Below are 22,949 nucleotides of genomic sequence, written 5' to 3'. Positions count from 1 at the left end.
GGGGTCACACCGCCGGTCACCTCCCGATGGACACTCCGTTCCACTACGTGGACGCCTCTTGGTGCATCGCCGGGGCTGTTGTAGAACTGGGCCATGATTCCCGAGCCCTTGGTGCGACGCCTGGTCATCGACCTGTGCCGACGCGCGGGCTCGTGTTGTTGTTGATCCAGCCATTCTGACGCGCTCCGTCGTCCGGTGATGTCACCCGGCGGGGGCCGTTCCCGCACCCTGGCCGCAGGGTGCTCCCTCTGCTTCGTCCAGCACCCGTTCCGCTCGGGGCCGGCCGTCCCTGTCCGTCGACGGCAGCTGCTCACGTCCCGGGCGCCCCCCTGGAGGACGCCCCATGTCCACAACTTCGCGCCTGCTCACACCCGATACCTCCGCGGCACCCGCCGGCGTCCCGCCCGAACGCCGCTTCCCGGCGGGGAGGGCGTGGGCGCGCGTGCGCCATGTCGCGCTGCCGTTCGGCTCGCTGCTGCTGTTCCTCGTCCTGTGGCAGCTGCTGGCGGCGAGCGGGACGTGGAGCGGGACACTGGTTCCGTCACCGGCCGAGGTGTGGGACGCGTTCGTCGCCGTGTCCACCACCCATGACGGCGTGCGGGGCTACAACGGCACCACCCTCGTCGAGCACCTGGGCATCAGCCTGCGCCGCATCGCGATCGGAGCCGGCCTCGGCATCGCACTCGGGGTGGTGTCCGGGCTGCTCATGGGCACCGTCGGCTGGCTGCGCTCGCTGTTCGAGCCCTGGATCACCTTCCTGCGGACGCTGCCGCCGCTGGCGTACTTCTCGCTGCTCGTCATCTGGCTGGGCATCAACGAGGAGCCGAAGGTCACCCTGCTGGCGGTGGCGGCGTTCCCGCCCGTGGCGGTCTCCACCACCACCGCCGTCGCCGCCGTGCCGAGGAGCCTGATCGAGGCGGCCCGGGCACTCGGCGCGTCGCGGTGGGACGTCGTCCGGGACGTCATCGTGCCGTCCGCCCTGCCGGAGACGCTCACCGGTGTCCGGCTCGCCGTCGGTGTGGCCTACTCCTCCCTCGTCGCCGCCGAGTTGGTCAACGGCCTGCCCGGTATCGGCGGCATGGTCAAGGACGCCGCCAACTACAACAACACCCCCGTCGTGCTCGTCGGCATCATCGCCATCGGCGTCTCCGGCCTGATCATCGACGGCCTGCTGCTGCGGCTGGAACACGCCGTCGTTCCCTGGCGCGGTCGCGCGTAGAACCCCCTCACCTCCCTGTGCACAGAAACGGCTTCGCCATGTCCCGTGTCACGCAAAGTCCGTCGCGTCGTCTCCTCCTCGCCGGCGCCCTGGCCGCCGTCTCCGCGGCCGTCACCGGCTGCTCCTTGGGCAGCGAGGCCGCCACGTCCGGCGGCTCCAAGCGGCTGCGCATCGGCTACTTCGCCTTCCCCAGCGGCGACTTGATCGTGAAGAACAAGAAGCTGCTGGAGAAGGCGCTCCCCGACTACGAGATCACTTGGATCAGGTTCGACTCCGGCGCCAGTGTGAACCAGGCCTTCATCGGCAAGTCCCTCGACATCGCCGCGCTCGGCTCCAGCCCGTTCGCGCGCGGGGTGTCCGGCAGCTCGCCGATCCCGTACAAGGTCGCCTGGATTCTCGACGTCGCCGGGGAGAACGAGGCCCTGGTGGTGCGCAAGGACACCCGGATCTCCGACGTCGCCGGGCTCAAGGGCAGGACGATCGGTACGCCGTTCGCCTCCACCTCGCACTACAGCCTGCTGGCCGCGCTGGAGACGGCCGGGCTCAAGGCGTCCGACGTCGAGCTCGTCGACCTGCAGCCGCAGGCCGTCCTCGCCGCCTGGCAGCGCGGGGACATCGACGCCGCCTACGTCTGGCTGCCGACCCTGGACGAGCTGCGCGCGACCGGCACCCAGCTCACCAGCAGCAAGGAGGTCGGCGGTGCGGGCAAACCCACCCTCGACCTCGCCGTCGTCTCGGACGACCTGATCGCCGAGGACCCGCAGGCCATCGACGCCTGGCGCAAGGCGGAGGCCGAAGCGCTGCGCCTGCTCGCGTCCGACCCCGACGGCTCCGTCAAGTCCGTCGCGGCCGAACTCGGCATCAGCGCCGCGGACGCCGGGGCGCAGCTGCGGCAGGGCGTGTTCCTCACCCCGGAGCAGGTGGCCTCGGCCGACTGGCTGGGCACCGACGACAGCCCGGGCAAGCTGCTCGGCTACGTCACCGACACCGGCCGGTTCCTGGCCGGCCAGAAGCAGATCGACGCCGCACCGTCCGGGGACGTCGTCCGCAAGGCCTTCTACCTCAAGGGGCTGTCCGATGCCGTCAAGTGAGCTCACCGGCACCCGGGACGAGGTGGACTCCGCGCGCGCCGGGTCCGTCCGCCTCGACCACGTCACCCATCGGTACGGCCGAGGCGGCGAGGGGTTCACCGCTGTCGGCCCGGTCGATCTGACCGTGCCGGCCGGACAGTTCCTGGTTCTGGTCGGCGCCTCCGGCTGCGGCAAGAGCACCCTGTTGCGGCTGATCGCCGGGTTCGAACGGCCCACCGGCGGCTCGGTGCGGGTCTCCGGGGCCGAGCCACGGCCCGGCGGGACGGCCGGCGTGGTGTTCCAGACGCCGCGGCTGTTCCCGTGGCGGACCGTGCGCGGCAATGTCGACCTGGCGCTGCGGTACGCGGGGGTGCCCCGCGCGCAGTGGCCCGGGCGCCGCGCGGAGCTGCTGGCCCGGGTCGGCCTCGAAGGCACCGAGGAGCGGCGCGTCTGGGAGATCTCCGGCGGCCAGCAGCAGCGCGTCGCCATCGCCCGGGCGCTCGCCGCCGAGAACCCGCTGCTCCTCCTCGACGAGCCGTTCGCGGCGCTGGACGCGCTGACCCGGGAGCGGCTCCAGCAGGACGTCCGCCGGGTGACCGACCGGACCGGACGGACCACGGTGTTCGTCACGCACTCGGCGGACGAGGCGGTCTTCCTCGGGTCCCGCATCGTCGTGCTGACCAGGAGCCCGGGAACCGTCGCCCTGGACCTGCCGATCACCCTGCCCCGCGGCGACATCGACGCGGAGGAACTGCGCGGCTCCCGGGAGTTCGCCGAGCTGCGCGCGCGGGTCTCCCACGCCGTCAAGGCCGCCGCGGCGGCCTGATCCCCGTATCACACGAAAGGACACACACAGATGAGCATCCTCAGTGAGCGGCCCACCGCGACGACGCTGCCGGTCCGCGAACTCGGCCCGCGCTTCGGCGCCGAGATCCACGGCATCGACCTCGCCCGCCTCGACGACGACCAGGTCCTCGCCCTGCGTCAGGCGCTCGTCGGGTACAAGGTGCTGTTCGTGCGCGGCCAGCACGGCCTCGACGACGCCGCACAGATCGACTTCGGCAGGCGTCTGGGCGAGGTCACCGTCGGGCATCCCGTCCACGACTCCGGTGACGTCGCTCCCGAGGTGTACTCCCTGGACAGCCAGGACAACGGGTTCGCCGACGTGTGGCACACGGACGTGACGTTCGTGCCCAGGCCCCCGGCGATCTCCGTGCTGCGGGCCGTGGTGCTGCCGCCCAACGGCGGCGACACCAGCTGGGCCGACAGCCAGCTCGCCTACGAGTCGCTGTCGCCGGGCCTGCGGGCGTACGTCGACACGCTGACCGCCGTCCACGACGGCACCCGCGAGTTCGGCTACTACCTGGCCCAGCGCCGGAAGGGCCGCGGCAACCTGTGGGAGGGCGAGGCGTTCACCGAGCTGAGGCCCGTCGAGCACCCGGTGGTGCGGGTGCACCCCGAGAGCGGCCGCAAGGGCCTGTTCGTGAACCCCGGCTTCACCTCGCACATCGTGGGCGTCTCGGAGCACGAGAGCCGGGGCATCCTCGACATCCTGTACGCCCACCTCACCAAGCCCGAGCACGTCGTGCGGCACCGCTGGCAGCCGGGTGACGTCGCCCTGTGGGACAACCGCAGCACCGCCCACTACGCCAACCGCGACTACGGCGACCAGCACCGCGTCATGCACCGCATCACATTGCGCGGGGACACCCCCGTCGGCCCCGCCACCGCGGCCCGCTGACCCGCGAAGGGCCCGGCGGCGGCGTTCCCGCGCGCCGGGCCCTTGGTCACCTGCGGCTCCGCTCCCGCGCCGGCAGCACATCGCGCCGCCTGCCGCCCCACTGCCGGCGGCACTGAAGCCGCACGACCCGCTGTGCGAAGCCGCGGGCTGAACTCCCGCCCTGTCCCCGCTCGCCAGGTGGGCGCAGAGAGGCTGTTTTCGGCCTTCCTCGGGGGAGCGTCGGGGGCCGAAGCGGGGCTGTCCGGCCGTGAGTCGACGTATGGACTAGACCAAACCCGGAACCCGCGGCTATAAACGGAGTCGCCGAGCGTACGGCGTCCGACACCTCGGCCGTGCGAGCGAGCTGCGGCCGCTGACTGCGGGCTGCGTCGGGCACCGGAGTCGAAGGCGGAACATGAGCATCGATGTCGGCGGCGACCGGAACGAGGGAAGGCCCCATGGCGCGGCCCCCGGGCCGGTGACCGCGATCCTTCGTCGCGTCGAACGGGTGCGACCGGCCGGCGGGATGCCGATGGCGATCGAGTCCGGTACACGTTCGGCGACTGCGATCCGGCCCGCGGGCTGACGGCCGCTGATCCCTCCACGCAAGGAGCTCCATGCCGCTGTTATCCGACGGCTCCGGGGTCGCCCCCAGCGAGCCCGGACTGCTGTCCGGCCCCCACCGTCCCCGCACACTCGCGATCGCCGCCACCTTCTTCCTGGTCGCCTTCGCCGGACTGGCACTGGGCACCGCGATGCCCATCGCGGTGCAGGAACTGAACGCTCTGCCGCTCTACGCCATCGCCTTCGGCGGGTACCTCAGCGCCAGCCTGGCCGGCACGGTCGTCGGCGGCGGCTGGGCCGACCGGAGGGGACCGGCGGCGCCACTCAACGCGGGTTGCCTGTGCTTCGTCGGCGGTTCGGTGCTCGCGGGGGCGGCGCCCTCCATCACGCCGTTCCTGGCCGGCCGCCTGCTGCAGGGCGCCGGCGGCGGGGCCGTGACCGTTGCCTTGTACGTCATGGTCGGACGCGGCTATCCGGCCGCGCTGCGCCCGCGCATGTTCTCCGTCGTCACGGCGTGCTGGATCCTGCCCTCCATGGTGGGCCCCGCGATCGCCGGCGCCGTCACCGAACACCTCTCCTGGCGCTGGGTGTTCCACGGCATCGCCGTGTTCACGCTTGTCGCGACGGCCCTGCTCCGACGCCCGCTCGCCGCCCTGCCGCACGACGGGACGCAGCCGGAGGAACCCACCACCCGCGTCGGCCCGGCGGTCACCGTCGCGTTCGGGGCGGGGCTGCTGCAGTACGCCGGTTCCCAGGCCTCTCCACGCACCGCGGTGCTCGCCGTGGTCGGGCTCCTGGCCGTCGCGGCGGGTCTGCGCGGGCTGCTGCCCGCCGGAACGCTGCGTGCGCGGCCCGGCATACCGGCCCTGGTGCTGGTGCGCGGGCTGACCGCCGGCGCCTACTTCACGATCGAGTCGTACGTGCCGCTGCTGCTGGTCAACGAACGCGGCTGGTCGCCCACGGCCGCGGGTTACTCCCTCACCTGCGCGGCGCTCGCCTGGGCCGCCGCCTCCTGGCTGCAGGGCAGGCCCCGACTGTTCCCGCGACGTGAACGAGTCATCCTGCTGGGGGCCCTGATCCACGCCGCGGGAACCGCGGTGACCCTTGCCGGAGTGCTGCGCGCGGCGCCCGCCGTCACGGCGCCGGTCGGCTTCACCGTGGCGGCCTTCGGCATGGGCCTGCTGCTCCCGAGCGTCGGCGTGCTCACCCTCGACCAGTCACCGCCCGGACGGCAAGGCGCCAACACCGCCGCCCTGCAGGTCGCCGACAGTCTGTGCAGCGTGCTGCTCATCGGGGTGTGCGGCGCTCTGTTCAACGCCCTGCACACGGCCGCCGGCACCGACGCCGCCGCCTTCGCCGCGGTCTGTGCCGCGGCCCTGGCCGTCACACTTCTCGCCTCGTTGACCGCTCGCCGGGTCGGAGCCCCCGCGTCCACGACGGCGGCCCCCAAAGACCAATTGGCCTAGACCTATGCGGGGTTCGGGCGGTATACACGGGTGGACGCCCGGCTCCCGAACCCGGAGGAACCACTCCAGATGTCACACCAGCAACGCACCATCGCCCTCGGCACCTTGGCCTTCGGCACCACCGTGGACGAGAAGACCTCGTTCGACATCCTCGACCGGTTCACCGAGTTGGGAGGAACGACCCTCGACACCGCGAACAACTACGCCTTCTGGGTGGACGGCGCGACCGGGGACGAGAGCGAGGTCGTCATCGGCAAGTGGCTGGCGTCCCGCGGCTCGCGGGACGCCGTGCGGATCGGTACCAAGGCGGGGGCGCGCCCAGCGGTCCCCGGTGCCGGACTCGAGGCCGCCGAAGGCCTTTCGGCCAAGGCCCTGCGATCCGCGCTGGAACACAGCCTCCGTCGTCTGGGCACCGACCGCGTCGAGGTGTACTGGGCCCACATCGAGGACCGGACCGTGCCGCTCGACGAGACCGTGCACGCCCTCGCCGACCTCGTCGAAGAGGGCAAGGCCGGTGAACTCGGCGTCAGCAACCATGCCGTGTGGCGCACCGAACGCGCCCGCGCACTCGCCGGCGACCGGCCCCGCTACACGCATCTGCAGTACCGCTACTCGTATCTGCAGCCTCGTTTCGACCTGCCCCTTCCCTCGTCGGCGCACGTCCATGTCACCCCCGAACTGCTCGACTACGTACGCTCCGAACCCGACCTGCGCCTGTGGGCCTACAGCCCCCTGCTGTCGGGCGGCTACACCCGCGAGGACGTGCCCGTGCCCTCCGCCTACGACCACCCCGGCACAGCCCCTCGGCTGGCGGTCCTGCGTGAGGTGGCCGACGAACTCGACGTGACCGTCAACCAGGTCGTACTCGCCTGGCTGCTCGACCACGACCCGCAGGTCGTGCCCATCGTCGGCGTGAGCAGGGTGAGCCAGGTCGAGGAGGCCCTCGAAGCGCTCGCCGTGACGCTGAGCGCGGAGCAGCGCCGCCGCCTGGACGAGGCGGGCCGGTAGCAGGCCACCGCGCGTGACGGGAGCGGCGCCCGGAGAGGGACCGGGCGCCGCTCGCCGCTCGGGGGGCCGGCGACACCACCAGGTCCTGCGCCTGGTGGTCGGAGAGTCCGGCCGGGTCGTCGAAGTCGTACCGGTGCACCCGCAGCTGGTCGTCGGTGAACGCCCAGTCCAGCCGCCACAGTCCCAGCCCTTCGGTGTTCCACGTGCCCGGCAGGAGCGTGCCGGAGGCGGGCAGCGCGTCCCGCAGCGTGTCGCGCAGCCCGTCCAAGTCGCCCATGGCCGGTGTGGTGTTGAAGTCCCCGGCCACGAACACGGGACGGGGGTTGGCGTCCACGTCCCGCAACAGGGCCGCGTACTGCCGCTCCCGCGCGGCGGCACGCCGGTGGACCTCGTCGTAGAAGCCACCGGTGAGCGGGCTGCGCAGGATGTCGAGTTGTACGGGGATGTGCACGTTGTAGAACGAGATGACCCGGCCGTGCACGTCGATGTCCGTGCGCAGCACCTTGCCCCGCTCGAAGACCTCCCGCCACGGTGAGCCCCCGCCCGTGCCGCGGGCCGGACCGACGGCGGGGCGGGCGACGACGGGGAAACGGGAGAGTGTCACCTGCTCACCCAGCACCGCGATGTGGTACCCGGGGAACTCCCGTCGGATCCGGGCCAGTTCGTCGATGGGCGTGGGCCGTTCGTCCACCCACGCGAGGTACTCCTGCAGAAGGTAGACGTCGGCGTCCTTCGCCTTGAGATAGCGGTAGAACCGGTCGGGGTCGTCGGTGGTGTCCCAGTACTCCGTGTTCCACGAGACGACCCTCACCGCCCCCGCGGGCGTCGGCCCCGCACCCTCGCCGGAGCGCAGCGCGTCCCAGTTGACGCCGGAGCGGGTCAGCCCGGTGATCAGCAGGAGCGCCAGGACCGGAACCAGCCGCCGGCGCACCGGACGCGCGGCCGGCAGCCGCGCGAGGGCGAGCAGCACGAGGGGCACCGCCAGGAAGCAGAGCGGCGGGACCAGATCGGCGAGCAGCCACAGCCACCAGCGCCCGCCGAGCGCGAAGTTGAGCAGTGAGTACCCCGCCCACAGGGCGGTCAGCGCGACCAGAGTCCTCCCGGCCACAGTCCGGCGGCGCCCGTCGTGAGCCACCGGGGAAGGCGAGGTGGAGGAAGGCGCCATGCTGTCCGGGGGAGCCGACACACGTCCCTCCAGTGTGCGTTCGTACGGATCTTCGGCGAACGAGCGGCTGAAGAGTAACAGCTGCCCCCAGGGGGCCGTACGCGCACGGTGGATCCCACCCACGCGGCGTCGCCCGATACAGAATCGATACGGAGCCGATACGCAGCGCAACTGAACTGAGCGGCATGCCGCATTCCGTGTCGGTAGTGATCCCGGCCTACAACTCCGCCCGCACCCTCGCAGCGTGCCTGGACTCGGTGTACGCCCAGACCTGTCCGATCCACGAGGTGATCGTGGTGGACGACGGCAGCACCGACGCCACGGCGCGGATCGCCCGGGGATATCCCTGCACGCTCGTCCGGCACGAACCCAACCGCGGTGTCTCCGCCGCCAGGAACGCCGGCATCGCCGCCGCCACCGGCGACATCCTCTTCTTCCTGGACTCCGACGAGGCGCTCGGCCCCGACTCGGTGGCCAACGCGCTGGAGATCCTGGACGCCGACCCCGAGTGCGGGTGCGCGCACGGTGTGATCGCGCCCGAGCCGCTCTTCGACGACGGACCGGTCGAGCACTACAAGGTGCTGCACGCCCACTGGTGGCGACTGCGCGGTGTCGGCGAGGTGGAGACCGCGTTCTTCGCGCAGGCCGCCGTGCGCCGCGAGGTCTTCGAGCGACTGGGCGGCTTCGACGAGCGATTGCGCGACTCGGAGGACCTGGAGTTCAGCGACCGGCTCGCGCCGCACTGGAAGATCGTGCTCACCGACCGGATCGTGGCCCGGCACGACGAGGAGGACCGGCTCGGCGCGCTGCTCGGGGAAACGTTTAGACGGGCCCTGCTGCTGGTTCCGGCCCTCCGGTCGGCGCGCCGGGGCGGGCGCAGGAACCTCACGGCCAACAGCCCCGCCTCGGTGGCCTCGGCCGCAGCGCTCTACACCTCACTGCCCTTCGCCGTGTGGCTGCCCGTGTTGCCCGTGGCCCTCCTGCTCGCCTTCTGCGCCGCCAACGCCGGGCTGCTGCGGTTCGTCGCCCGGCAGCGGGGCGCACGGTTCCTGCCGTTCTTCGTGGGCGTCCACCTGGCGACCCACGCCGCCCTGCTCTGCGGTGCCGCGCTCGGCGCCCTGTGGCCGCGCGGCAGGACACGGGCCGGGCACGGCACACCCGCGCCGACGGAGGCGAAGCGATGATCGACCGGCTGCGCCGCCTGCTCACTCCGGTGATCGTGCTCGCCGCTCTCGTCGGTGTCTACTTCCTCGTGCGCCAGGGAGGTGTCTCCGCCGCACGGGAGTTCGCCCGGCCCGAGGTGCTGCCGCTGCTGGCCGGCGCGGTGCTCACGAACGTCGCCGGACTCGTGCTCGCGGTGCGCGCCTGGCGGGTGCTGATCCCCGGCGACCACGCGATGCGCGGCCTGTACGCGGCGAAGGTGTACTTCCTCGGTCAGCTCAGCAAGTACCTCCCGGGACGGGTCTGGGGCGTGCTCACCCACGTGGCGCACGGGCGCGCCGTCGGCATTCCGGCCGCGCAGATGACGTCGGCGTACGTGCTGAGCCTGGCCCTGACCATCCTCACCGGAGCGGGAGTCGCCCTGCTGGCGGCGCCGGTCGCGCTGCCCGGTCAGTGGCCGTGGCTCCTGGCCCCGGCCCTGCTGTTCGTGCTCTGCCTGGTGCGACCCGCACTCGCCACCGGGCCGGTCGCCGCCCTGGCCCGGCTGCTGCGCAGGCCCGTGCAGCCGCCCGGGGACCCCGCGGTGCGGCGGGCCATACTGCTGGCCGTCGCCTCCTGGCTGGCCTCCGGGCTGCACCTGTGGTTCCTGGTGCTGGCGCTGGGCGCACCGGTGTGGGCCGGGCTGGGTGCGTCGGTCGGTGCCTTCGCCCTCGCCACCGTCGTCAGCAGCCTCGCCCTGATCATCCCGGACGGCTGGGGCGTGCGAGAACTCACCATCACCGCCGCCCTCGCCACCGTCCTGTCCCCGGGTGCCGCCGCCACCGCGGCCCTGGCCAGCCGCCTCGTCTGCGTGGTGGCCGAGCTGGGCAGCTCAGCCGTGGTGCTCGCCTGGGCACGCCGCGCCGCCGTGCCGGCGAGCCGGACAGCTGCCACCCCCGTGCCTCCCGTCCCTTCTTCCGACGTTCCCCCAGACGCGCCGACCGCCGCGCCCTCCGCGGCCCCGTCCGGCCCGCACGCCCGTGAGGAGAAAAACCGTGTACACCCTTGATGACGCCGAACGACTCGAGGTCGGAGAGGTACACGACCTCTACCGACGCCATGTGAACAAGAGCCAGGTCTCCCTGATGACCTCGTTCGGCTTCGGCCGCGAACTCGTCGACCACGCCGAGGGCGCCTACCTCACCCTCAAGGACGGCCGACGCGTCCTCGACCTGACCGGCGGCGTCGGCGTCCTCAACCACGGTCACAACCACCCCCGGATCCTCGCCGTCCGCGAGCGGTTCGCGAGGGAGCGTCGGATGGAGGTCCACAAGACCTACTTCTCGCCCTATCTGGCCGCGCTCGGTCACAACCTCGCCGAGGTGATGCCCGGCGACCTCACCATGTCGTTCCTGCCCAACTCCGGTGCGGAGGCGGTCGAAGGGGCGGTCAAGCTCGCGTACAAGTACCACAACGCACAGCGCGGCACCGTGCTGCGCGCGGACTGCGCCTTCCACGGCAAGCTGCTCGGATCGGGCGGGCTCACCGGCCAGAACCAGTTCGCCTTCCCGACCATCCCCGGCGTCGACACCTTCCGCTACGGCGACCTGGACTCGGTGCGCTCGGCGATCGGGCGCCATCCCAAGGACGTCTACGCGATCCTCATCGAGCCCTTCAGCGCCTCGACCATCCAGTGGTGCTCCGAGCACTTCCTGCGGGGTCTGCGGGAGTTGTGCACGCGGCACGACATCGTGCTGATCTTCGACGAGATCTACACGGGCTGGGGCAAGACCGGCAGCATGTTCTACTTCACGCGCTACCCCGGACTGATCCCGGACGTGGTCACCACCTCCAAGTCCTTCGGCGGCGGCAAGTCCTCCGTCTCCGCCTACGTCGCGCGCGAGCCCGTCTTCCGCAAGGCCTACGACAATCTCGGCGACGCGCTGCTCAACTCCACCTCCACCACTTACTACGGCTTCGGCGAGGAGTGCGCCACCGCACTGGAGGCCGTCAACATCGCCGTGGAGGACGACTATCCGGCGCGCGCCCGCGCCCTGGAGGCCGTACTGGAACCCGGACTGGCCCGGCTCGCCAAGGAGCACCCCGACGCGATCGGACACGTGGCGGGCGCCGGCGCGCTGTGGGGCGTGTTCATCGACGGCGGCCCGAAGATCCTCGACCTGGTGGCGAAGCTCGCACCGGGCGGCATGGCCAAGGACCCACGGTTCAAGGCCAAGTTGGTCACCTGCGCGGTGATCAACGCCCTGTACGAGGACCACGACATCTTCGCCTACTACACGCTCAACGGCCGCAACCCGCTGATCCTCGGCCCCTCACTGGTCACCGAGCCCGACGAGGCCGAGCGCGCGGTCGACGCACTCGGCGAGGTCCTGGGCCGCGGCCTGGGCCGGCTGGTCACCCGTTTCATCAAGCAGAAGGTGAGCTCACAGTGGTGATCGCGATCACTGGCGCGGCGGGCATGCTCGGCGGCCGCCTGGCCGAGCGGCTACTGGCCGACGGCCGGCAGGTGCGGGGAGTCGACCTGCGCCCCGGACCGGGCGTGACGCTGGTCGGGGACATCCGCGACCGGGAGGTCATGCGGCAGGCGGTGGACGGCGCGGATGTCCTGGTGCACGCGGCGGCCGCGCTGCCCAGTTACCCCGACGACCAGATCCGCTCCATCATCGTCGCAGGCACGAAGAACGTGTTCGCCGCGGCGAGTGCGGCCCGCACACCACGTGTGGTGCACATATCCTCGACCGCCGTGTACGGGCTGCCCCGGGTGGTCCCGACAACCGAGGAATACCCGCGCGAGCCCGTGGACACCTACAGCCGGGCCAAGGCCGCCGCCGAGGAGGTCGCGGAGCGGTACCGGGCGCAGGGCATGTGCGTGCCGATCCTGCGGCCCAAGACCTTCGTCGGGCCGGGCCGCATGGGACTGTTCTCGATGCTGTTCGAGTGGGCGGAAGAGGGCCGCAACTTCCCGGTGCTGGGACGGGGCGACGTTCGCATCCAGATGTTCGCCATCGACGACCTGGTGGACGCGATCGTGACCGTGCTCACCGCACCGGAGGACGTCGCCAACGACACGTACAACCTGGCCGCCGCCGAATTCGGCACCATCCGTGAGGACTTCCAGGCCGTCCTGGACGTCGCGGGCCACGGCAAGCGCGTCATCGGCCTGCCCGCCCGGCCGGCCCTGGGCGTGCTGAACGCCCTGCAGAAGGCCCGGCTGTCCCCGGTGTACGGCCGGTTGCTGCACAAGCTGATGGACGACTCCTACGTGAGCATCGACAAGGCCACGCGACGGCTGGGCTTCACCCCCAAGTACTCCAACCGCGACGCCGTCCTGCGTACCTACGAGTGGTGGCGCACCGCCCGTCACGAGACCCCCTCCGGCGGATCCGCCGGCCGTACCAGCCGGGACCCGTGGCGCCAGGGACTGCTGTCCGCAGTGAAGATCTTCTTCTGAGGAGCACGCCATGAGCTTCCTGGACGAACGGGCCACGCCCGCCACACCCGAGGACGTCGCACCGGTTAGGAGCCCGGCGGCCGGCCTGCTCGCCCTCATCCGGCCCGGTCAGTGGCCGAAGAACCTCCTGGTGGTGCCGCTGCCGCTGCTGGGCGCCGTCTGGAGCTGGCAGGCCGCCGGCCGTGTGGCCATCGCCACGCTCGCCTTCGTCCTGGCCTCGTCGCTCGTGTACGTGGTCAACGACATGGCGGACGTGGAGCGGGACCGGCGGCACCCCGTCAAACGCCACCGGCCGCTTGCCTCGGGCCAGGTGAGCCGGGCGGCCGCCACGGCCCTCGGCCTCGCCCTCGCCGCCCTCCTCGTGCCGCTGCTGGTGCTGCTCGCCCCCGAGGGCGCGTGGGCGGTGCTGGTCTACCTCGTGGTCAACGCCGCCTACAGCTGGCGGCTCAAGCACCTTCCGCTGCTCGACGTGTTCATCGTCGCCACCGGATTCGTGCTGCGGCTGCTCGGCGGATACGAGGCGAGTGGCCATGCGGTCTCCGGCTGGCTCGTCCTCACGGTCCTGACGCTCTGCCTGCTGCTGATTCTCGGCAAGCGCCGCCACGAACTGAGCGTCTCGGGCACCGGGCACCGGCCCGCGCTGGTCGGTTACTCCACTCACTTCCTGGACCTGGTGCTGGTGATGTGCTCGGCCCTGACCATGGTCGGCTACCTGCTCTACCTGCGCACCGAGTCCGGCTACGAGGTCGGCGCACTGCTGACCGCCCCCTGTGCCCTGTTCGCGCTGTTCCGCTACCTGCAGATCGTGGTCGTCAAGGCCGAGGGCGGCAGCCCCGTCCGGGTCCTGCTGCGCGACCGCGTCATGCGTACGAACTCCTCACTCTGGGCCGCCCTGCTGCTGGTCTTCCAACTCACCTAGTCCGACAGCCGGCCCACCTCCACCAGATGTCCGACCCGACCGAGGACCAATCCCATGGCTGAACCCCTCGTGTCGGTGGTCGTCCCCGTGTACAACGACCGCCGCACCATCGACCTGTGCCTGAACTCCGTACGGGCGCAGACATATCCCAGGCTGGAGGTGATCGTCGTGGACGACTCCAGCACGGACGACTCGGCCGCACTGGCCGCGCGGCACCCGGTCACGCTGGTGCGGGCCGAGCGCAACGGCGGCCCGGGGGCCACCCGCAACCTGGGCGTCCGACACGCCTCCGGCGACATCATCTTCTTCCTGGACGCCGACGTGACCATGCACCCGGAGGCGATCGCCCAGGCCGTGGCTCTCTTCGAGGAGAACCCTTCGTACGGCGCCGTGTTCGGGATCCCCGACAAGGAGCCGCTGTTCGACGAGGGGCTCGTGTGCGACTACCGCATCCTCCAGTACCACTACTGGCGCAAGAGCGCCGAGGGCCTGGTCAGCGGCGGCTACTACGCTCTCGGCGCGGTGCGCCGGTCCGCCTTCCTGAAGGCGGGCTGGTTCAATCCGGCGCTGCGCCAGACCGAGGAGATCGATCACGCCGAACGGCTCGCCGCGCTCCACCCGATGCTCCTGACCTCCCGCATCCGCGGCCGTCTCGCCGACGAGACCGCGATGCGCCCCCTGCTGCGCAAAGCGTTCGTACGCAGTCGGCTGCGAGTGCCGTTCTACCTGGACCGGGGCCGGGCGATGCAGGGCATGGAGACGGGCGGGCGCGCCGCCGCCTCCGTGCTGGCGACGCTGGTGCTGGTCAGTCTGCCGGCGGTGGCGGTGTGGCCGGTGGCGGCGGTGGTGCCGGCGGCCGCGCTCCTGCTGTTCGTCCTGGCCGACTTGGGGCAGTACGCCTTCGTCGCCCGGCACCGGGGCGCCGGTTTCCTGGTCTTCTTCATCGGCTGCCACCTTCTGATGAACACGGCTGTCGTCGCCGGCCTCGCGGTGGGACTGACCCAATGGGTGTTCAGCCGTCGCTTCCGCCGCATGTACCGACGTGAGGTGACCGCGTGACGTCCGAACCGGTATTGGCCGACCCGCGGACCGACGAGGAGGTCGTGCCGGCCACGCCCCGGCAGGGCACCGGCGGGAGCCGGCTGCGTCGTACCGCGCGTCTGCTCCGGCTGTGGTACGGACGAGCGCTTGTCGCCGTGGCCGGGATCTGGCTGCTCTACGCCGTCGTCCGATGGCTGGTCAGCGGACGATGGCACTGGTCCATCCTGCTGGACGCGGTCCCTCCGCTGCTGCTGGTGGGTGTTCCGCTCGTCCTGCTCGTGGCCAGTGCCGCCGCCTGCGGCCGACGGCGACTGTGGGCCGCGGGCGCCACCTCCGCCGCGCTGCTGCTGGCGCTGGTCACCGGATCCGCGGTGAACTGGCCCGCGCTGTGGCGCGACCCGGGGAAGGTGCCGCCGGGCGCGCTGCACGTGGTCTCGCTCAACACCCAGTACTGGGGCCAGGCCACCAGTCCCGAGAAGGTCTACTCGGTGCTGCACCGGACCAAGGCCGACGTCTACCTCCTCCAGGAGCACGTGATCTGGCAGCCCGGCCTCGGCGAGGACGGCTACCGGGAACTGCACGACGACGCCCGGCTGCGCGCGGAGTTCCCCGGCTACCACATCGCACGCCGGGGGGAACTGCTGACCCTGTCCCGGTTCCCGATCGTCGCCCAGCCGCCGGTGGGCCCCGGTGCCGAGATCGACGCCAACCCCGGGACCCCCTTCAGCCGGGTCTTCGCCCGCGACAAGGTGATGCGCACGGACCTGCGGGTCGGAGACAGGGTCCTGAGCATCTACAACGTCCACATCACGGTGCCGCTCGCTGTCGACAATCTCAACCTCTTCTCGGGCTACGACTTCGACTCCTACTTCGCCCGCAAGTTCGCCTGGCGGCAGGAGGAGTTCCGCGGACTGGAACGAGACCTCGACCGCAATCCCCATCCCACCGTGATCGCCGGGGACTTCAACGCCACGGATGCCATGAGGGACATGGAGGGCGTGAAGGACCGGGCCGACGACGCCCTGCGCGCCAACGACGACCTGTTCCCGCTGAGCTGGAAGTTCGGCGCTCCGGCCGGCTTCGAATGGGACAGTGTGTTCAACCGGGCGCTGCCGCTGTGGCGGGTGGACTGGGCCTTCACTGTTGGCCCGGTACAGGTGCACCGGTACGACCTGCGACCCACCGACGGGCTGTCCGAACACCGGTTGCAGGACCTGTGGCTGTCGCTGTGAGCAGCGGGGCGCGACGAAGCGCGGGCGCGGCACCTGGGCTCCGCGCCGGCACCGGTGGGCCCCTCTCAGCTCGCCCACGCCCCGTTGCCGACGACCTGGTCCCGCTCCATGCCCAGCAGGATCGACTTCTCCAGATCGGCCAGCTCCGGTCCCGGCTCGATACCCAGTTCCTCGACCAGGGTGGAGCGGATCCGCCGGTAGACCTCCAGGGCCTCCGCCGTGCGGTGCGACCGGTACAGCCCCAGCATGAGCTGAGCGTGCAGATGTTCCCGGTAGGGGTGGTCCGCGGCGAGCTGCATCAGCTCGCCGATGATGTCCTGGTGCCGGCCCAGCTCCAGGTCCAGCCGCACCCGCTCCTCCACTGCGCGCAGCCGCGCTTCCTCCAGGCGACGCGCGCCGGATTGCACGGGCGGGCTCGTCAGACCCACGAGGGCGGGACCGGTCCACAGGGACAGGGCCCGGCGCAGGGTGTCGGTCGCCTCCTTGAGGTGGCCGCCTGCGATCAGGGACCTGGCCCGGCGCACTCGGGCGTCGAAGATCGTGGCGTCCAACTGGTCCTCCGCCAGGATCAGTCGGTATCCCTGCGGATGGGTCTCAATGAGGTCGGGGGCGCCGGCCGCCGCGAAGCTCCGACGCATCGAAGATATGCAGATGCGAATCTGGGTGCGGGCGCTGGCCGGCGGGGAGGAGCCCCACACGGCATCGACGAGATCGTCGACGGGTACGACCCAATTCGCCTCGAGTGCCAGAACCGCGAGGACGATGCGGGCCCGTCTCCCCCCTATGGGTACTAATTCACCGTCGACCGCGACGCTCAGTGGGCCGAGAATATTGAAGATGACAGGCATGTGCCCCCCCGTACCTTGTGCTTTCGAGTGCCGTATCGACTGTCCGTTTTCTGCAGGCCTGCATTCTGGGCAGGAATGGTCTGGTGGGTTCCGGTTCGGGCCCCGGGACAGCCTGGTGTGGACCAATGCGGACTGTCAAGAGAGTTCTCCGTTTCAATCGTGCCTGTGACCTGAGTTGCTGCAGGTTGACAGGGGTGGCCACCGAAGCGGACGTTCGCTGTGAACGATTGGTTGACAGCTTCGTGAACGCCTATCTACGGTTGGTCCGCACCAATCGAACACCCGACCAGTTGGCTGTGCTTGGGGGGATCGTGCATATTTCCGGTAACACTGGAAAACCTACGGCCGTAACTGCCGAAGGCAGGACGGAATTACCCGTCGTCAGCCTTGACCAGGCTCATTCCACGCAAAAAGTGATGGCCCATGGAGAACTTCTGCGGAAGTTCGTCGCCGATCAGGATTTCAAACCGATCCACATGCGGATCGGCATCATGGGCGCCTGCAACCAGCGCTGTCACTTCTGCAACTTCCATTCTCCGAACGAGGAGCAGTTCTACGACCTGTTCTCGTTCAAGGACGCCCTCCCCACGGCCAAGGCCGTGACGCTTCTGCGGCAGTTCGCCGAGAACGACGGCCGGGCGGTGACGTTCTGCGGCAGCGGCGAGTGCACCATCCACCCCGGGTACGCCGAGATCAGCCGCGCCGGCCACGACGCGGGGCTGCGCATCGGGCTGATCACCAACGGGTCCAGGCTCGGCCGGCCGGCCGTCGCCGACACCGTCGTCGCCACCCACACCTGGGTGCGGATCGGGCTCAACGCCGGAACCGAGGCCACCTACAACGCCATCACGCGGGACCGGGAGCGCACCTTCACCTCCTTCGTCCAGACGGTGGGAAGGCTTCGCGAGGCCGCGGTGGCCCCGGACTTCCGGATCGGCTTCAACTTCGTCATCACCGAGCGGAACCACCGGGAGATCCTCCAGGCGGCCCGCATCGGCCGGGAGGCGGGCGCCCACTACGTCCGGTTCGAGCCGGAGTTCTACAGCGCCCTGGGACACGAGACCATCGACGCGGTCCTGCCCGAGATCGCGGAGGCGCTCAACGAGGCCAAGGCGCTCTCCTCGGACGACTTCGAGGTCTCGATCCCCAAGCTCGACCGGGGCCCGATGGACCGGGTCGAGACGGTGGAGGGGGACTTCGAGCGCTGCCACTACAGCCGCTTCGTCACCGCCGTCGGCGCCGACGGCAACCTCTACCCCTGCCCCCAGGTCCACCTCAACAGCCGCTACCTGATCGGCAACGTGCTCGAGCAGGGCTACCTGGACGTGCTGGAGGGCGGACCCCGCGCCGAGTGGGAGGCCGCCAACCCCCGTCGCACCGACCTGTGCAAATCCTGCTTCTACCGACCGCAGAACGAACTGCTGGAGCAGCTGCACCGCGGCCGGATCGAGCTGGAGCAGGCGCTGGACGCCTATGCGGTGGAGGTGCCGAGCACGCTGCATGAGGACTTCGTCTGACGCACCGCCGCCCGGTGACTCTTCCGCCGTCCCACGAAACGGGGTGCCCGACTCGCCATGCAGATCCGCCACTTGTCCCGTCTTCTCGAAGCCCGGCCGACGCCCTCACCGCCCGCTCCCGACGCCGGGCCGGCGGCCCGTGCCCGCCGGATCCGTTCCACGGTCGAACGGCTGGCACGCGTCGAACGCGTGCCCGTGCGTACGGTCACCACAGGCGTCGACGTACGCGACGGGCTGCACCGGGAGCAATGGATCCTCGACTCCCCCCTTCGCGGCGAGTTCCGGGCCACCCTGCTCTCACCCGCGTCCGCGCGCGGTCCCGGCATCCTGGTGCTGGGTGGGAAGAACGCACGCAGGGAACAGCTCACCGGCGAGGTCGTCCCCGACCACCCGGACCGCAACATGGCGGAACACCTCGCCCGCGCCGGATTCACCACGCTCACCTTCGAATACGCCCTCACCGGGGGATTCGACCCGCAGCGGCTGACCGGACGGGACGAAGGGGCCCTTCTCGCCCACGCCTTCGCGCTCACCGGCCGCTCCTTGCTCGGCGCCCTGGTCGGTGACGCCCTCGGCGTCCTCGATGTCCTGCGCGCGCACGAGCGCGTGGACGCCGGCCGTGTCGGGCTGTTCGGACACAGCCTCGGCGCGGCCGTCGCCCTGCACACCGCGCTGCTCACCGAGGACGAGCCGCCGCTCTGCGCGGCCGGCCACCTCGGCTCCTACGCCTCGCTGTACGCACGGCACCTGACCGGATTCGAAGGCGCCGTACTGCCGGGCATCCTGGAGTACACGGATCTGCCCGCACTGTACGGGGCTCTCGCCCCCACGCCGCTCCAGCTGCAGTTCGGCACGTCCGACCCCTACCTGGACACCGACGACGCCCGCGCCGCCGGCCGGGCGGTCGGCGCGGCCTACTCGGCGGCCCATGCGCCGCCACCCGAGGTACTGGAGCTCCCCATGGGCCACGGCACCCACGTCGACCATGCGGTGGCCTTCTTCACCCGCGCCTTCGCGCAGCGTCCGTCGACGCCCGTGGCCGTGGCCGCCCAGCGCATCCGGTTCGACGTGGTCGAACGGCGCGCAGTCACCGACCGGGTCGACGCCGCGCTCGAGTCGGGTGTCCTCACCCAAGGTCCGCTGGTGGCCCGGTTCGAGGAGCTGACCCGGGAGTGGACCGGCCGCCCCGGTGCCGCCGTGGCGTCCGGCTCCGCCGCCCTCGAGATCGCCCTTCGGGTGATCGGCGTGCAGGGACGCACCGTTCTCGTGCCCGCCAACACGTTCTTCGCGACGGCCGCGGCAGCCGTGCGAGCCGGAGCGTCCCGAGTCGACTTCGTCGACCTCGAGCTCGACGGCCTCGGCATGGACCCGGAGGCACTGTCCGCGGCCCTCGACCGCCACCCGGACACCGCGGCCGTGGTGCCCGTCCACATCGGCGGCATCGTCGCACCGGCGCTCGACCACATCCTCGACCAGTGCCGCGAACGCGGCATACCGGTTCTGGAGGACGCGGCCCATGCCTTCGGCAGCACGCTCGGCGACCGCCCGGCGGGTGCCCTCGGCCGCTTCGGCGCGTTCTCCTTCTTCCCGACGAAGGTCGCGACCAGCGCCGAGGGCGGACTGCTCAGCTGCGCGGACACCGGCGACCTCGACCACATACGGCGCTGGCGGGACCACGGCAAGAGCGCGGCCGGCTCCACCCTGCACGACCGGCCGGGCAGCAACTGGCGCATGAGCGAACTGCACGCCGCGGTGGGCACCGTGGACCTGGAGCGTTTCGCCCGCACCGTGGGTGCCCGCCGGGACCTGGCCGCACACTACGACGACCTGCTGGCCGGGGTGCCCCGGGTGAGGGCTCACCCGGTGCCCGGCAGCGTGCGCAGCAACTACTACAAGTACCTGGTGTACCTGGACGAGTCCGCCGACCGCAGCCTGCTGAAGAAGCGGCTGCGCGAGCGGCACGGGATCTACCTCGCCGGAGAGGTGTACGACAACCTGCTGTGCGACCACCCCTTCTTCGCCGACCGCACCGAGTCCCAGGACCACCCGCGAGCCCGGTGGTTCGCCCGGCACCACATCGCCCTGCCCCTGTATCCGTCCCTCACCCACGCCGAGCAGGTACGGGTGGTCTCCGCGCTGCGCGGCGAACTGTCGTGACGCCCGGTGCCCTCGTCCACGCCTTCCGCCGGGGTGCCTGGCACCCGTCGCTCGACCTCGCGGCGCTTCCCGGGGACACGGGGACGCGGCTGGCCCTCGTCCCGGAGATCGTCGTCGCCGCGGACCGCTCCTGGTGGGACGGCGTGGCCCCAGGGCTGCCGGCCGCGCCGACCGACCGCAGGGGACTGCTCCTGAAGGCGCTGCACGAGTTCGAGCACGGCGTCCTCGACGTCGGCGGGCTCGGCCCGCAAAGCGCTGACGACTTCCGCGCGGCCCTGTGGCGGACGGCAGGGATCCCGGCGTCGCTGACCGACCGCTGGTGCGCGATGCTGCGCGCCGGGCTCATCGAGCGGCCGCGGCCCGCGGACGATGAGGCGCTGGCCCTGGTGGCGCTGCCCGGCAACACGTTCACCTGCCTCGCCGCGGTGCTGGAACAGGTCGAGCGGTCCGCGGCCGTCTGGGTCCGGCCGAGCCGTCGCGAACCGCTCTCCGCGGCACGCCTGGTCGCGGCCCTGCTGAGGGCGGGATGGCCCGCGGAGCGGATCGCCCTGTACCCGACCGGCCGAGGGGCTCTGTCCGGCCTGATACGCCGAACCGACCGTCAAGTCGTCTTCGGCGGCTCGGGTCTGGCCCGGTCCGTCCGCTCCCTGCCCGGCCTGACCCTGCACGGACCCGGCCGCGGCTGCGCGCTGGTACCCGACCCTCTGTGTCCGGACCGGGCCGTGGAGTGGTTGGTGCCGCTCATCGCCGCCGACGCGGGGAGGTTCTGCAGCAATGTGCGCACGGTCGTGTGCGCCGGCCCCGCCCAGCCCCTGGCATCGCGGCTGGCCGCCGCACTCGACGAACTCCCGCCCAGCAAATGGCCGTTGACCGTCAGCCGGGAGCCGGGTGCCGCGCAGCGCGCAGCCCGCTCCGTGGCCGCGCGGATGCGCCCGGGAGACCGGCTGCTCACCCGCCGGCCGCCGGTCGCCGCCGGGCCCGACGGCGCCCCCTGCGTGACACCGCACCTGGTGCTCCTCGGCGACGGCCCCGAGGACCCGGCAGGGCACCCGCTGATCGGTCATGAGGTGCCCTTTCCGTTCGCCGCCGTGGTGACCGTGAGCGAACGGGACGCGGCGCGGATCGCGGACGGATCCCTGTTCGTGTACGAACCGCCGCAGTCGGCGGCACGGAGGAGAACCGCATGACAACGACCGCACCAGGCACCCGACAGGGCGGCGTACCGGCCCCGCCGCGTGGCGGCTCCACACCGGACGCCGCGACCGCGTACGCCGTCATGCGCGAGCGTGTACCAGAGCTCACCGTCGACCTCGACGCGTGGACACGCCGCATGATGCGGTGGCATTTCTCACCCGAGACCGGATCCCCCTTCTGGGTCTCCCGCCGGGACGCCCTCGGCTTCGACCCGCTGAGGGACGTGGACGGCTTCGCGGCCCTGCGGCTCTTCGGACTCTTCGACAAGACCGGACTGCGCACCGCGCGCGCCCGCGACCTGATCCCGCGCGGCTACCGGGACCGGCCCTTCCGCGTCTTCGAGACCGGCGGCACGACCGGCACCCCGTGCCGGATCGTCAACGTCACCCGGCTCGCGCACGACGTGGAGATGTACCGGACCATGCTGGAGGCGCGCGGGGTCCGCGGCGGCGACGTTCTGGCGATGACCCCGATGGGTCCGCACGCCTACGGACATTTCGTCGAGGGTCTCGCGGACAGCTGGCGTGGCGCGGTGCACTGCATCGACTTCGATCCGCGCTGGGTCAAGACGGCACTGCGGGCGGGCGGTGAGGCCGGCGAGTACACCGAGCACCTGATCGCCCAGACCCTTCCCCTGCTGTCCGCGGAGCGCCCGGAGCTGCTGTTCACCACCTCCCGGCTGCTGGTCGAACTGGCCATGCGGCTGCCCCGCCCGCTGCATACGTACGGCGTGCGTGCCGTGTGCACCGGCGGCACGTCGTGCACTCCGGCCGAGGCGGCGTTCCTGCGTGAGGAGCACCTGACGGGTGTCCAGTGGATCGACACCTACGGGAACACGCTCGTGGGTCACGCGCTCCAGGCGGACCTGGGTCCGGGGACGACCGTACCGGGCGTGACCGCGCCCGGACAGGACACGTCCGCGGACGCGGGGTACGGCGAGAAGGTCACGCACACGTACCACGTGCCGCCGCCCTTCGCCGTGCTCACAGTCGTCGATCCACAGGACCCCTGGCGGCAGGTGGCGGTGGGGGAGCGCGGCCGGGTACGGGCCACGACACTCCTGCAGGACCTGTTCATCCCGAACCTCCTGGAGCGCGACAGCGCCGTCCGCACGGGCCCGCACCCCTGGTTCCCGTGGGACGGAGTGGCGGCGGTGCGGCCGTACGACGGTGATGCCGCGGAGGAGGAGGCCACGGAGGGCGTCTACTGACCTCCCG

18 protein-coding genes and 1 pseudogene are annotated in these 22,949 nt (G+C 71.4%); 17 read left to right on the top strand and 2 right to left on the bottom strand.

The window, feature by feature from the left end:
- Positions 1–343 precede the first annotated feature (343 nt).
- The 6 genes from IE178_RS03425 to IE178_RS03400 all read left to right on the top strand — a co-directional run bounded on the left by IE178_RS03425 (position 344) and on the right by IE178_RS03400 (position 7,047).
- Positions 344–1,219: an ABC transporter permease gene (locus IE178_RS03425; protein WP_318279820.1), complete on the top strand. Its 876-nt coding sequence runs from the start codon at positions 344–346 to the stop codon at positions 1,217–1,219.
- 38 nt (positions 1,220–1,257) lie between these two features.
- A complete protein-coding gene (locus IE178_RS03420) occupies positions 1,258–2,310 on the top strand; it encodes a taurine ABC transporter substrate-binding protein (protein ID WP_193511237.1) in 1,053 nt (350 codons plus the stop codon).
- Positions 2,297–3,115, top strand: a complete 819-nt coding sequence (locus tag IE178_RS03415; RefSeq protein ID WP_193511236.1) for an ABC transporter ATP-binding protein — start codon at positions 2,297–2,299, stop codon at positions 3,113–3,115. The genes IE178_RS03420 and IE178_RS03415 overlap by 14 nt, the downstream gene beginning before the upstream one ends.
- Positions 3,116–3,145: 30 nt before the next feature.
- Positions 3,146–4,030 carry a TauD/TfdA dioxygenase family protein gene (locus IE178_RS03410; protein WP_193511235.1) on the top strand — a complete coding sequence of 295 codons (885 nt, stop codon included), beginning with the start codon at positions 3,146–3,148 and terminating at the stop codon, positions 4,028–4,030.
- A gap of 596 nt (positions 4,031–4,626) precedes the next feature.
- The gene (locus IE178_RS03405; protein WP_193511234.1) at positions 4,627–6,039 is read left to right on the top strand and encodes an MFS transporter; all 1,413 of its coding nucleotides are present in this window, start codon (positions 4,627–4,629) and stop codon (positions 6,037–6,039) included.
- Positions 6,040–6,108: 69 nt separating this feature from the next.
- A complete protein-coding gene (locus IE178_RS03400) occupies positions 6,109–7,047 on the top strand; it encodes an aldo/keto reductase (protein WP_193511233.1) in 939 nt (312 codons plus the stop codon).
- Positions 7,048–7,153: 106 nt separating this feature from the next.
- Here the strand turns inward: IE178_RS03400 and IE178_RS03395 are convergent.
- Positions 7,154–8,212, bottom strand: a pseudogene (locus IE178_RS03395) (endonuclease/exonuclease/phosphatase family protein); the annotation flags it as partial.
- A 197-nt stretch (positions 8,213–8,409) separates the two neighbouring features.
- Here IE178_RS03395 and IE178_RS03390 point away from each other — a divergent pair.
- The 7 genes from IE178_RS03390 to IE178_RS03360 are packed head-to-tail and all read left to right on the top strand — an operon-like array spanning position 8,410 to position 16,016.
- Positions 8,410–9,396: a glycosyltransferase gene (locus IE178_RS03390; protein WP_318279819.1), complete on the top strand. Its 987-nt coding sequence runs from the start codon at positions 8,410–8,412 to the stop codon at positions 9,394–9,396.
- Complete coding sequence (locus tag IE178_RS03385) at positions 9,393–10,421, top strand: lysylphosphatidylglycerol synthase domain-containing protein (RefSeq protein ID WP_193511231.1); 1,029 nt, start codon at positions 9,393–9,395, stop codon at positions 10,419–10,421. The genes IE178_RS03390 and IE178_RS03385 overlap by 4 nt, the downstream gene beginning before the upstream one ends.
- Positions 10,408–11,808: an aspartate aminotransferase family protein gene (locus IE178_RS03380; protein WP_184762006.1), complete on the top strand. Its 1,401-nt coding sequence runs from the start codon at positions 10,408–10,410 to the stop codon at positions 11,806–11,808. Before IE178_RS03385 ends, IE178_RS03380 begins: the two co-directional genes overlap by 14 nt.
- On the top strand, positions 11,802–12,824 hold the full coding sequence (locus IE178_RS03375; RefSeq protein ID WP_184762005.1) for an NAD-dependent epimerase/dehydratase family protein: 1,023 nt from the start codon (positions 11,802–11,804) through the stop codon (positions 12,822–12,824). The genes IE178_RS03380 and IE178_RS03375 overlap by 7 nt, the downstream gene beginning before the upstream one ends.
- A gap of 10 nt (positions 12,825–12,834) precedes the next feature.
- On the top strand, positions 12,835–13,743 hold the full coding sequence (locus tag IE178_RS03370) for a UbiA prenyltransferase family protein (protein WP_193511230.1): 909 nt from the start codon (positions 12,835–12,837) through the stop codon (positions 13,741–13,743).
- A gap of 54 nt (positions 13,744–13,797) precedes the next feature.
- The gene (locus IE178_RS03365) at positions 13,798–14,802 is read left to right on the top strand and encodes a glycosyltransferase family 2 protein (protein WP_184762003.1); all 1,005 of its coding nucleotides are present in this window, start codon (positions 13,798–13,800) and stop codon (positions 14,800–14,802) included.
- Positions 14,799–16,016 carry an endonuclease/exonuclease/phosphatase family protein gene (locus IE178_RS03360; protein ID WP_193511229.1) on the top strand — a complete coding sequence of 406 codons (1,218 nt, stop codon included), beginning with the start codon at positions 14,799–14,801 and terminating at the stop codon, positions 16,014–16,016. Before IE178_RS03365 ends, IE178_RS03360 begins: the two co-directional genes overlap by 4 nt.
- Positions 16,017–16,081: 65 nt before the next feature.
- On the opposite strand, the gene IE178_RS03355 is transcribed toward IE178_RS03360, so the two are convergent.
- Positions 16,082–16,864: an AfsR/SARP family transcriptional regulator gene (locus IE178_RS03355; protein WP_184762001.1), complete on the bottom strand. Its 783-nt coding sequence runs from the start codon at positions 16,862–16,864 to the stop codon at positions 16,082–16,084.
- Positions 16,865–17,280: 416 nt separating this feature from the next.
- Between IE178_RS03355 and IE178_RS03350 the strand changes: the two genes are divergently transcribed.
- From IE178_RS03350 to IE178_RS03335, 4 genes are read left to right on the top strand one after another with little or no spacing between them, the layout of a single operon-like run.
- A complete protein-coding gene (locus tag IE178_RS03350) occupies positions 17,281–18,381 on the top strand; it encodes a radical SAM protein (RefSeq protein ID WP_184762000.1) in 1,101 nt (366 codons plus the stop codon).
- A gap of 57 nt (positions 18,382–18,438) precedes the next feature.
- On the top strand, positions 18,439–20,538 hold the full coding sequence (locus IE178_RS03345) for a DegT/DnrJ/EryC1/StrS family aminotransferase (protein ID WP_193511228.1): 2,100 nt from the start codon (positions 18,439–18,441) through the stop codon (positions 20,536–20,538).
- The gene (locus IE178_RS03340; RefSeq protein ID WP_193511227.1) at positions 20,535–21,725 is read left to right on the top strand and encodes a hypothetical protein; all 1,191 of its coding nucleotides are present in this window, start codon (positions 20,535–20,537) and stop codon (positions 21,723–21,725) included. Before IE178_RS03345 ends, IE178_RS03340 begins: the two co-directional genes overlap by 4 nt.
- Entirely contained in the window at positions 21,722–22,942 is a 1,221-nt protein-coding gene (locus tag IE178_RS03335; protein ID WP_318279818.1) for a phenylacetate--CoA ligase family protein, read from the top strand. The genes IE178_RS03340 and IE178_RS03335 overlap by 4 nt, the downstream gene beginning before the upstream one ends.
- Positions 22,943–22,949 lie beyond the last annotated feature (7 nt).

The organism is Streptomyces griseoloalbus (genome assembly GCA_014650015.1).
Classification (GTDB): Bacteria; Actinomycetota; Actinomycetes; order Streptomycetales; family Streptomycetaceae; genus Streptomyces; species Streptomyces griseoloalbus.
Note: the sequence above shows the minus strand (reverse complement) of the source record. Positions and strands in the feature narration are given on the sequence as shown.